Genomic DNA, 10,925 nt, shown 5'->3' on the forward strand with positions numbered 1-10,925 from the left:
AGGTAAACAAATTAATTTCTTTAACATTAGTATTAAGTTTCTATAGTAGATTTATTATGAAAATAGATATAGTGCTTGTGAATTTTCGATGTAATAAGATAAAATTACAATCTTGTTTAAATAGCATTAAAATTGATACAGATGTTTTGATAATTGATCATTCGCACGATTTTACGCTGATAGATTTGATAATTCCGAAAAATTTAAATATCAAAATAATTAAAAACAAGAATTTGGGTAATGGTGCAGGTATCAATTGTGGAATTAAAAATTCAAATACTAGATTTGTACTTTATTTAGATATAGATACAATTTTACCACACAATTTTTTTGAAATTATAGAAGATTCTATTAAAAAACTTGATGATTTTGGAATTATTGCTCCAAAAATAAATCATTTTTACAATGATAAAACTATTAAAAAAAGAGGTAATTTATCCTTAATTAAATTTTATTATAATAAGTTTTTTTTTAATATTTTTTTAAGGGAAACAAATTTTGAGAATATAAAACAGGTATTTTTTGTGAGCGGCTCAATCATGTTAATAGACAAAAAAAATACATATGAAAAAAATATTAAATTTGATGAAAATATGCTCTTATATTTCGAAGAAGATGAATTTTTTCACCAATGTTTTAAGATGAATAAAAAAATTTATCTTATAAATAATCTTATTGCAGAACATTCAGATGGATCCATCAATGATAAAAGTTTGAAGTATGAATGTTTTAAGAAATGGCATTGGGAATGGTCAAAATATTACTTTTTAAACAAACATTATAATAAAACATTAATTCTTTTAGTTGCAATTAAGTCAATTTGTAAGTTTTCTCTTAAAACGATAGTATTTTATTTCTTAAATAAAAATAAATATCAAATATATAAAACAAGACTTAACGGCTTATTAAGTTTTTATTTTAAAAAGAAATGTAATATTGATTACTAATGACCAATAAATTTGTACAAAGTTTATTAAAAAAAAAATTTACAAGATTTTTTCCAAAAACTATTAATAGAAAACTTTTAAGAAGATATGGTATTTTTTTTGTACCAACTGATTTAAAGATTTTACCAAAAAATTTTTATCCAATAAATATAAATTTAAAAGAACAAATTAAATTAGTAGAAAATTTTGACCCTAATAAAAAATTAACTAAATTTAACACAAAAATGGACATGGATATTTTTTTAAAAAAAATATTTAAAAAAAAAAAATTTGATTATTTAGATATTGGTGGAGATAATATAGACCTTTATCTAAAGTTGAATAATAATTTGAAAATAAGAAATTATTATGTTTATAATTTTATAGACATTATTAATGTCTTCAAAACAATTAAGAAAAAATTCAAAATTTTAAACTTTTATCCGATAACAAATATTACAAAGTTAAATAATTTAGATATAGTATATTTTGGATCATCAATTCAGTATTTTAAAAATTTTAATACTTTTTTAAAGAAAATTATTAAAAAAAAACCAAAATATATTTTTTTTTCTGGAACAACTTTTTTTAAAGATAATTTAAAAATAGATAAATTAATTGTTAAACAAACTAATATTTTACCACATACTGTATATCTATATTTTTTTAATCTAAATAAATTTATATTTTTTTTTAAAGAAAATAATTACAAATTAGTTTTTTATCAAAAAAATAAATTTGCCAAAGTTAATTACAAAAATTTTTACCCATTTTTGAAACAAATAATTTATTTAGATGTATTGTTTGTTAGGAACTAGATATCTATATAAAAATTTTTTTAGGAATTTAACTTATAAATATATTTGACATATAGATAATTTATTTTACTTAATAGCAAAAAGAATAAAAATTTATAATTTTTTTTAGGTTCTGTTAGTTCTGATGTGTACTTAATATCTGATTTAAGATAATATTTTTTAAAAAATTTAATAGTTATCCCCCACTTTAAAAGAAAAATTTTATTTCCTTTATTACCAGACTCAGTTTGAATTTTTTTATTATCATTATTTCTCCTTGTCACAATTGATCCGAAATGAAAAACTAAACATTTTGATAAACCTTTAAAAATTCTTATTTTCTTTTTCCACAATTTCATATTTAAGTCTGGATCGGATCCAGTACCTGGATAAAATTCTTCACTAAATCCACCAACACTATTCCATATATCTTTATGAATTAAATGTGGTGCCCATGTAGATCCTTGAAAATCTACAAAATTTATTTTTTGATAATTATCCAATAACTTTTGTTCATTAAAATTTTTAATATTGGTTCCACAGTCTAATGAGTCTTTGCCAGAAGTTCCAATCATAGTTCCTGAGAGATAAAAATTATTGTGCCCTATTTTATCTACTTCTTTTTTTAATTCTAAGTCCCAACCTGGACAAAAATAGAAATCATCATGTGCATATAAAATATAATTAAATTTCGCTTTTCTAGCAGCTTTATTCATTCCCTCACAAATACCAGCATTATATTTTGTAATTGTGTATTTGATATTTTCTTTAATTAAAAAATCTTCGGTTCCATCAATACCTTCATTTATATGGGGTATCAATTCATGATCAAAAGCTGAATTTTTTTTAATACTAAATATACATAGCTTAAGATATTCAAGATTGTTAAATGTAGGTATTATAATTGAAAACATTTTTATTTGTTATTCCCAGTAAAACCTTTTTTTTTTAATAGAAAAAGTTTTTGATATAATAAAATCTGCAATAATTGTTGAATTAAAAAATTTAAAATATTTATCACGACCTTTTTTTGCTATTTTTTTTCTTAGTTTGTCATCATGAGAATATTTTTCAATTTTTGATGAAAGATCATTTATGTCCTTATAAAAGACTATTTCATCTCGATTTAAAAAGTTGTTAAATTTAGTTTTTTCGTCCACCATAACCAGTAATCCATTACCAATTATTTGTGCAAATCTATCGCTACTATAATATTTTGCAGGTTTGCCTTGGCTTAAATTTAGACCTATCTTACTTTGAGAAATCGAATTAATAAAATTATCTGCCCAAACAGGCTGTTTTCCATTTAAACCATAAAGGTCAAACTTAGTATTAGGTAATTTTTTAAGTAATTTATTAATAAAATTTTCACGTTCATCGAATTTTCCTGATTTTAAAACTCCTCTATGAACACCATGACTCATTGCAAAAAAAACATCATTATTAAAATTTGTATATTTGTAATTATGTAAAATTTCAAAAGCTTCATCTACCGGATTTGGCATGTAGTAAATTTCTTTGTCATTAGGTAAATTTAAGCTTTTAGGGTCAGTTGTGCAAAAATTTGTATCCATTATATCTATCTTGTCTAAAAATCTTTTCCTATTAAATAACCATTTTGAGTCCATTCTATCTAAAAACCATTGGACAATTTTAATGTGAGGATAATTTTTTTTTATAAATTTTAAAGTATCTAACTTAATTAAATCAGCGTGGCCTAATATTATTATATTAGGTACATAATTGCTTATAACTTCAATGAATTTTTTATTAAGTTTTTTTGAACCATTAATATCATTCAAAGATCTATAATAGCTAACAATATCTCTATCACTAAACTCTAAAACACTGTGCCCCAAACGAATTAATCCGTTATTGATTCTTTTTCCAGTATTGTAAAATAATCTTCCATTATGCCTTTCATTAAAATTAGTTACATGCAAAATTTTTAATTTAGAAATAGGTTTGTTTATAATATTATTTTTTTGTGAATTGTTTATTAAACCAAATCTATATTTATCAATTTTTTTAACTATATAATCATCGGTTAAGTAAAAATTTTTTAGAGACCTATACTGCAAATCTTTACGTTTTTTTGAATTTTCTACTAATTCATTTATAGATTTGTATAGATTTTGAATATTTAAATTTCTTATAATTATACCATTTGTTATAGTTTCCGGTAAACCACCTCTATTTGATATAATTACAGCACATCCTCTACTTGATGCCTCCAAACTTGTTCGACCGAATGGTTCCTCCCATCTTGAACAAGCTACAGCAATACTTGTTTTTTTAAAAATTTCTAAAACTTTTTTGTGATTTTGAAAACCTAAATTTTTTAAATTTTTATGTTTAAAATTAAGTTTCTCTCTTGGTTCGTCACCAACAACTATTGCACGCCAATTTTTATGTTTATCTAAGATTTTGATAATTGACTCACCAAAAAGATCATAGCCTTTAGCTGAATTTAGCTTCCCAACAAATGTTATTAATTTTAATTTTTTATTTAAATCAACTTTTTCACGATTTATTGATTGATGAATTACTTCAAGTTTTGTTGATTTGTAGTAAATATTTTCTAAATTTTTTAAAAATCTTTTTTTTGACCACTCACTATTAAAAATAATTTTTTCACACGTTATTAATAGATTTTCTCTTTCATTTTTTTTTTTAGAGCCAATCATTGAAAGAGGATCATTATGAAAATACAAAACTATTTTTGCGTTAAGCTTCCTAATTAAATTTACATAGTTAGGTCTGTTATGTATTTCAACAATATCTATATTTTTATTTTTATGTAGATCTATAAATTTATTTACATATTCTTTACTTTGACTTTTAAATAAAAAATTTTTATTAAGTGGAATATTTATATAATTATTTGAGAATTTTTTTTTATATTGTGTGTTACCAAACACAGTTATATCTTTTTTATAAACACTTATTTTATTTGTTGAACTAATAAATAATGAAACAGCACCAGGATATTCAGGAGAATAATTCTCTTTGTAGGGTAATAAAATTGATATTTTCATCGGTTTTTTTCTATTATTTTTTTTCTTTCTGTTCTATTTTTTTTGAGTTTATACTCAAAAGACATAGCTTTATTTTTACTTTTAAATTTTTTGCTATAAATTAACAACCATTTATATCCTTTTGTAGATTTCGCTCCTTTATTAGTATTATGCTGATTTAGTCTTTTTTTAAGATTATTTGTATATCCAACGTATGTTTTATTAACACTTGGAGTTATGCATTTGAGCATATAAGTGAAGTAATACATAATTTTGGCGGTCCCTGGGGGAATCGAACCCCCCTTTGCAGGATGAAAACCAGCTGTCCTAACCGATAGACGAAGGGACCATTAAGAGGTCTTTTATTTTAAAAGTCATTATTTATCAAGTCTAATTAACTTACGTGACAACATCTCTAATAGTTAATTGGAGTGTTTTTTTGTTATTCCAAATGTTTTCATTGATTTGACCTAATACATTTATGGTTTTTTTGTAGTTCATTAAATATTGACCAATTTTATTATTTACTGAATTAAACGATATAGCTTTAATTGAAAAACCCGTTTTAGATTTAAGGATTAAAGAAATATGTTTTTTAGACAAAATGTTAATTTTAATTATTTTTAAATCTTCAAAGAGAAATGTTGGTGAAGGATTACCAGTTCCAAAAGGTTCCAATTTTTTTAAATCATTGTAAAAATATTCATTAAATGCTAATGAAGATACTACAGCATCATATAAAAAAATATTTTCTATAATAGCTCCTGAATTTAAAAAATCTTTTTCAATAAAATCTTTAAATCTTTTAAGTTTAGCTTTATGCAGACTCAAACCAGCTGCTGCATTGTGCCCACCACCATTTATAATTATTTTTTGATCAAATAAATTCTTGATTGCTCGACCTATATTATAATTAAATACAGATCTTGCAGACCCCTTTAGTAATTTATTTGAAGTAGTTATTACTATGGCGGGCCTATTAAAATGATCTTTTAGCCTTGCAGCAATAATTCCTATTAATCCTTCATTAATATTTGGATTGTAATAAATAATAACATTTTTATTTTCATTTTCTATTTTTTTAAAATCAATTTCATCAAAGATAATTTTCTCAATTTTTTTCCGTTTATTATTTAACATAACTAATTGAGCTGATCTATGTTTTATAATTTCTAAATTATCAGAAGATAGTAATTCTGAAGCATAGCTGGATTTACCTAATCTACCACCTGCATTTATTATTGGGCCTATTAAAAAACCTAAATCGTTTATGGTGAGCTTACTTTTTTTATTATCTAAATTGAATAATTCACTAAAAACTGCGTTGTTACTAATATCAAATTTTTGAAGTGCATTTAATGCTATTAATCTATTTAATTTTCTTAGTGGCATCACATCACAAACAGTTGCTAACAAAACGTAAATTAAATAGTTTGTTATTATAATCTTACTTTTAATTCTTAACAATAATATATCTAAAAAAAAATATGTTAAAGTTGTAGCGCATAAGTAATCATACTCAATGTATCCATTATCTTTTTTTGGATTAATTATAACGTTAGCTTTTGGGAATGGTTTATTAATTTCATGATGATCAATAATTAAAGATTTAATGTTATTTTCATTTAAAAAATTTATTGCATCATTAGATGTGGAGCCACAATCTACCATTATCATTAAAAGTGGCTTTTTTAAGATTAGTTTTTGGAATAATTTTTTAGTAGCACCGTAACCATCTTTTTCTCTGTCTGGTATATAGTAGAAGAACGGTTGTTTAATGCTTTCAAAAAATCTTATTAATAATGAAGTAGCGGCAGATCCATCAACATCATAGTCTCCCAAAATACAGATTTTTTCTTTATTAATAATAGATTTAACAACAAGATTTTTTGCTTTGTCAAAATCATTATTTTCTAAAAAAACATTATTAAGTTTTAAGCTATTATCTATGCTACTTAATTCTGTTTGATCAAATCTTCTAGAGACGAGTAAGCTCGATAGAATATGAGTAAAATTATAATCTTGTTTTAATTTTTCTATCAAGTTTTTATTATTTTTTTTTTCTATCCAATTCTTACCAGAAACAGAAATCATTCTATAATAGGATCAGTTTTTTTAATAATTTCTTTAAAATTTGAATTTTTATGTGTAACTAAAGTTTCAGATGTATAATTGTTATCAATAATTTCTACACCAGATAAAAAATCACTAGTTGTTATACCTGTTGCACAAAATATAGAGTCCCCTTTTACTATTTCATTTATTTCATATTTCTTGTTAAGATCTTTTATACCCATTTGTTTCGCATCATTTATATCTTTATCATTATCAAATATAAACCTCCCTTGAAAATGACAATTATAAGAATCTAATGCTGCTGCAGCTAAAACTCCTTCTGGACCACCACCTATACCTAAAAAAATATCAACATTATATTTGGGATTCGATACATAAAGAGCACCCAATACATCTCCATCAGTTATTAACTTAAGTTTTACTTTTAATTCTTTTAATTCATCGATTATCTTTTTGTGCCTTGGTCTATCCAAAATACATGCTGTTATAGATGAAATATCTTTTTTCATAAAATCTGCTAAATTTGATATATTTTTTTTTAATGGGTTGTCTAAGTCAATTAATCCTTTCTCGACGTTGCATGTTGCAATTTTGTCCATATATGTTTCTGGAGCATTAAATAGGTTTCCTTTTTCAGCAATAGCTATAACTGATATAGCTCCTGGTAAATTATTTGCTGCAAAATTAGTTCCTTCTAATGGGTCAACAGCAATATCAAAACTATCACCATTTTTATTTCCAAGTAATTCACCTGTATATAACATTGGGGCTTTATCTAAAGAACCTTCTCCAATAACTACTTTGCCGTTCATATCTATTTTATTTAGTTCAGATCTCATTGCATCAACGGCTGCTTGATCTGCAGCTATTTTATCTTTTTTTCCAACCAAGAATGATGACGCTAATGCAGCTTTTGATGAAACCTTAATAATTTGATTAATAAATCTTTTATCAATAGCCATTAAATTTTTTCATCCATAGAACTGGTTGAATTTATAACGTTTTCAAATTCTCTTAAACGTTTATAAACACTCGCTAGTTCTATTATAGTAGGCCATGCTTTTAATAAGTATTGCATTGAACCCTCAACTCTACCGAAAGCTCTAATTATTTGCTGCATAACGCCTAACGTTACAACACCAGCTACAATGGCTGGTGCTAAAAAAACATAAGCTGATAATACATTTGCCTGTAAATAAGCCATACGACCAATATTAAAATATAAATAACGGATATAGCTTAAAAAATGGATTGAACGCACATCATCAAATAACTCATTTATACTTTTAGGTCTGATATTGTCGTCATCTTCAGCTACTACTAATATTTTTCTATAAGCAGCTTCTTTTTTTTGAAGATCATACTCTACCCCAACTAAACGTAATATCCAACCAAGCCCTATTAAGAAAGCAGTGCCACCCAATGTCCAAAGCAATGCTCCTGTAATCAATCCATATTGCCAATCTCCAAAAAAGAAAATAGGTATACCAATTGATAATCCTAATAGTATAGGTACAAACTGTATTAGAACCATTACTGACTCTATAAAACTTGTTCCTAGTGACTCCATAATACGTGTAAACTTAATTGTATCTTCTTGAACTCTTTGTGATGCACCCTCTATTTTTCGCGCTTTATCATAAACTGAGTGATACCATTCTACCATGGCAGTTCTCCATCTAAATAGGAAGTGAGCTGTAAGAAAACTTATTGCAACATAAAGTGCAATATACATACCAGCTAACGTAATAAAGGAAGCTAAACTAGCCCAATATTCATTTATCGTTATAGCATTTGGAGAAGCAAGAGCTTTTTGAATCATGTCATAGAATTGACCAAACCATTCATTAATCTTTACATCAATTTTTACTTGAAGCCATAGTGATAAGAGAATCACAGACGAACCTAACCAAGCCCATAATTGCCACTTTTTTTGTGTAAAAAATTTAAACATTTTTTATTTAAGAAAGTTATCTGCGTATGTTTTTTTTATAGTTTTTCTTTTTTGAGGTTCTATAATTTCAAAATCAATTTTATTTTTTTTTGCATATTCAATTGCAAGCTCTTTAGTTGAAAATTCTAAATTCAATTCTGATAGAGTATTAGAGCTAGTTTCCCAACCCATTAAAGGATTGATCCCAGTATTTTCAACCTCAAACTTTATTACCCACTTGTCAGATTTACCCAAACCTGACTGCATTGAGTTTTTTGTTGGTATATAAATAATAGCTTTTTTCATAAAATGGTCGGGGCGGCAGGATTTGAACCTGCGACCCTCTGGTCCCAAACCAGATGCGCTACCAGGCTGCGCTACGCCCCGATTGACGTACTAATACATTAGATACAGGTAATTTCAAACAATAAAGAACATCAAAAGTAAGTGTTTTTTTAAAGAATCTGATATAGATGAATAATGATCATTTCATGTAATAACTGTAATAAAAAATTCGATATTGACTCAAAACTCATACCTGAAAAAGGAAGGTTGCTTCAATGTAGCAGCTGTAACTATAAATGGTTTTATGAAAAAGAAATTATAAATGAGCCCGCTGCATCAGTTAAGGTTAACAAGCCTATTGAAAAAATTGAACCAATTATAGAAGGGCTTAGATATAAAAAAATTGAAAACTCTGAAAACATAGAGCTTTTGGATAATGAAACTAGTGAAATAAAATCTAGCACTCCTATTATTGCTAAAATCGAAGGTGATAAGCCAGAAATTAACCTCAAAAATGAAACTCTAAAAGATAAAAAAAGTTACAATATACTAGGATTAATTATGGTTTTTATAATATCGTTTATAGCACTAATTATTACTTTGGATACTTTCCAAAATCCTATTAGTAAAATTGTACCTAATATAGAGTTTATACTTTACAGTTTATATGAAACAATTAATGATATTAAATTATTTTTAAAAGATTTAATTTGATTTTATGATTAAAACTTTATCAAAACCTTTTAAATGGTTCTTTCAACTAGAAGCAGCAAGTGGTTTAGTTTTGCTAATAGCTGCAATAATCGCTCTAATAATAAGCAATTCTAGTTTTAGTAATTTATATTTTGATACATTAAACCAATACCTGTTTGTGGGTATTAATGATTTTGGTTTAAAACTTTCCGTACATCACTGGATTAATGATTTATTGATGGCAATTTTTTTTTTCTTTGTAACATTAGAGATTAAACGAGAATTTATTCAAGGTGAACTTTCTAACTTAAAAAAAGCGTTACTTCCGATTATTGGTGCAGTTGGGGGAATGGTAGTCCCTGCCCTAGTCTATGTTTTTATAAACTTTGGGAATTCTGAAACATTGAATGGCTGGGCAATACCATCGGCTACGGACATAGCGTTTTCACTAGGAATTTTATCTTTACTTGGTTCTAGAGTTCCAATTTCTTTAAAAATCTTTTTAACGGCCCTTGCTATTATTGATGACCTTGGTGCGATATTGATTATCGCTTTTTTCTATTCTGGTGATTTAAGCATAAGTTATTTAAGTTTAATCTTAATCTCATATATTTTATTACTTACATTAAATAAATTTGGTATTAAAAAGTTTATTCCCTATTTGATAATAGGTACCTTCATGTGGTTCTTCACATATAAATCTGGAATTCATGCAACAATAGCAGGTGTTCTTTTAGCAACAACAATTCCTCATAGAATTAAAGACAAAGATTTCTCTTTATTAATTAAACTTGAGCATGCAATAAGTCCTTATGTTGCTTTTATGATAATGCCTATATTTGCATTCGCTAATGCAGGTGTGTCTTTAGAAGGATTGTCATTATCATCTTTATTTGAGCCTGTTCCGTTAGGTATTCTTTTAGGGTTGTTTGTGGGTAAACAAGTTGGAGTTATGCTTATTTCTTTTTTTGCTGTTAAATTTGGTGTGGCACAAATGCCAGACAAATCTAACTGGATAAGTCTATACGGAGTTTCAATATTAACAGGTGTTGGCTTTACAATGAGTTTGTTTGTAGGAAACTTAGCATTTGCTGAAAATATTCAGTATATAGACGGTGTGAAAATTGGTGTTCTTGTAGGCTCTTTACTTTCTACGTTATTTGGATATTTTATATTATTATATGCCATTAAAAAATAA

General features: G+C 25.8%; 11 protein-coding genes and 2 tRNA genes. 4 read left to right on the top strand and 9 right to left on the bottom strand.

The features are described 5' to 3' along the window. The first annotated feature begins 56 nt into the window (after nt 1-56). Nucleotides 57-947, top strand: coding sequence for a glycosyltransferase family 2 protein (locus tag ABXT56_RS03080; protein WP_415301168.1), 891 nt, complete (start codon nt 57-59; stop codon nt 945-947). Further along, complete coding sequence (locus ABXT56_RS03085) at nt 947-1,744, top strand: hypothetical protein (protein ID WP_415301170.1); 798 nt, start codon at nt 947-949, stop codon at nt 1,742-1,744. The genes ABXT56_RS03080 and ABXT56_RS03085 overlap by 1 nt, the downstream gene beginning before the upstream one ends. 20 nt (nt 1,745-1,764) lie before the next feature. On the opposite strand, the gene ABXT56_RS03090 is transcribed toward ABXT56_RS03085, so the two are convergent. From ABXT56_RS03090 to ABXT56_RS03130, 9 genes are all read right to left on the bottom strand, one after another. Then, nucleotides 1,765-2,637, bottom strand: coding sequence for a glycosyltransferase family 2 protein (locus ABXT56_RS03090; RefSeq protein ID WP_415301172.1), 873 nt, complete (start codon nt 2,635-2,637; stop codon nt 1,765-1,767). A gap of 9 nt (nt 2,638-2,646) precedes the next feature. Beyond that, entirely contained in the window at nt 2,647-4,761 is a 2,115-nt protein-coding gene (locus tag ABXT56_RS03095) for a glycosyltransferase (RefSeq protein ID WP_415301173.1), read from the bottom strand. Next, nucleotides 4,758-4,991, bottom strand: coding sequence for a GIY-YIG nuclease family protein (locus ABXT56_RS03100; RefSeq protein WP_415301175.1), 234 nt, complete (start codon nt 4,989-4,991; stop codon nt 4,758-4,760). Before ABXT56_RS03100 ends, ABXT56_RS03095 begins: the two co-directional genes overlap by 4 nt. A gap of 23 nt (nt 4,992-5,014) precedes the next feature. After that, nucleotides 5,015-5,089 (bottom strand) — tRNA-Glu (locus ABXT56_RS03105). A 50-nt stretch (nt 5,090-5,139) separates the two neighbouring features. Continuing rightward, nucleotides 5,140-6,834: a single-stranded-DNA-specific exonuclease RecJ gene (gene recJ / locus ABXT56_RS03110; protein ID WP_415301177.1), complete on the bottom strand. Its 1,695-nt coding sequence runs from the start codon at nt 6,832-6,834 to the stop codon at nt 5,140-5,142. Further along, nucleotides 6,831-7,778 carry a class II fructose-bisphosphatase gene (gene glpX, locus ABXT56_RS03115; RefSeq protein WP_415301179.1) on the bottom strand — a complete coding sequence of 316 codons (948 nt, stop codon included), beginning with the start codon at nt 7,776-7,778 and terminating at the stop codon, nt 6,831-6,833. The genes recJ and glpX overlap by 4 nt, the downstream gene beginning before the upstream one ends. Then, nucleotides 7,778-8,770: a putative transporter gene (locus ABXT56_RS03120; RefSeq protein WP_415301181.1), complete on the bottom strand. Its 993-nt coding sequence runs from the start codon at nt 8,768-8,770 to the stop codon at nt 7,778-7,780. Before ABXT56_RS03120 ends, glpX begins: the two co-directional genes overlap by 1 nt. A 3-nt stretch (nt 8,771-8,773) precedes the next feature. Then, complete coding sequence (locus ABXT56_RS03125; RefSeq protein WP_415301183.1) at nt 8,774-9,055, bottom strand: ETC complex I subunit; 282 nt, start codon at nt 9,053-9,055, stop codon at nt 8,774-8,776. A gap of 4 nt (nt 9,056-9,059) precedes the next feature. After that, nucleotides 9,060-9,136: transfer RNA gene (locus tag ABXT56_RS03130), tRNA-Pro, on the bottom strand. Nucleotides 9,137-9,229: 93 nt separating this feature from the next. On the opposite strand from ABXT56_RS03130, the gene ABXT56_RS03135 reads away from it, so the two are divergent. After that, the gene (locus ABXT56_RS03135; protein ID WP_415301185.1) at nt 9,230-9,748 is read left to right on the top strand and encodes a zinc-ribbon domain-containing protein; all 519 of its coding nucleotides are present in this window, start codon (nt 9,230-9,232) and stop codon (nt 9,746-9,748) included. A 4-nt stretch (nt 9,749-9,752) separates the two neighbouring features. After that, nucleotides 9,753-10,925, top strand: a complete 1,173-nt coding sequence (gene nhaA / locus ABXT56_RS03140) for a Na+/H+ antiporter NhaA (RefSeq protein ID WP_415301186.1) — start codon at nt 9,753-9,755, stop codon at nt 10,923-10,925.

It is taken from the genome of Candidatus Pelagibacter sp. Uisw_134_02 (assembly GCF_047720265.1).
Classification (GTDB): domain Bacteria; phylum Pseudomonadota; class Alphaproteobacteria; order Pelagibacterales; family Pelagibacteraceae; genus Pelagibacter.

Bases quoted from the DNA above. Each gene is read 5' to 3' on its own strand.
- recJ (WP_415301177.1), bottom strand. From the start codon at position 6,834: ATGATTTCTGTTTCTGGTAAGAATTGGATAGAAAAAAAAAATAATAAA.
- ABXT56_RS03100 (WP_415301175.1), bottom strand. From the start codon at position 4,991: ATGCTCAAATGCATAACTCCAAGTGTTAATAAAACATACGTTGGATAT.
- ABXT56_RS03135 (WP_415301185.1), top strand. From the start codon at position 9,230: ATGATCATTTCATGTAATAACTGTAATAAAAAATTCGATATTGACTCA.
- ABXT56_RS03090 (WP_415301172.1), bottom strand. From the start codon at position 2,637: ATGTTTTCAATTATAATACCTACATTTAACAATCTTGAATATCTTAAG.
- ABXT56_RS03095 (WP_415301173.1), bottom strand. From the start codon at position 4,761: ATGAAAATATCAATTTTATTACCCTACAAAGAGAATTATTCTCCTGAA.
- nhaA (WP_415301186.1), top strand. From the start codon at position 9,753: ATGATTAAAACTTTATCAAAACCTTTTAAATGGTTCTTTCAACTAGAA.
- ABXT56_RS03125 (WP_415301183.1), bottom strand. From the start codon at position 9,055: ATGAAAAAAGCTATTATTTATATACCAACAAAAAACTCAATGCAGTCA.
- ABXT56_RS03080 (WP_415301168.1), top strand. From the start codon at position 57: ATGAAAATAGATATAGTGCTTGTGAATTTTCGATGTAATAAGATAAAA.
- ABXT56_RS03085 (WP_415301170.1), top strand. From the start codon at position 947: ATGACCAATAAATTTGTACAAAGTTTATTAAAAAAAAAATTTACAAGA.
- glpX (WP_415301179.1), bottom strand. From the start codon at position 7,778: ATGGCTATTGATAAAAGATTTATTAATCAAATTATTAAGGTTTCATCA.
- ABXT56_RS03120 (WP_415301181.1), bottom strand. From the start codon at position 8,770: ATGTTTAAATTTTTTACACAAAAAAAGTGGCAATTATGGGCTTGGTTA.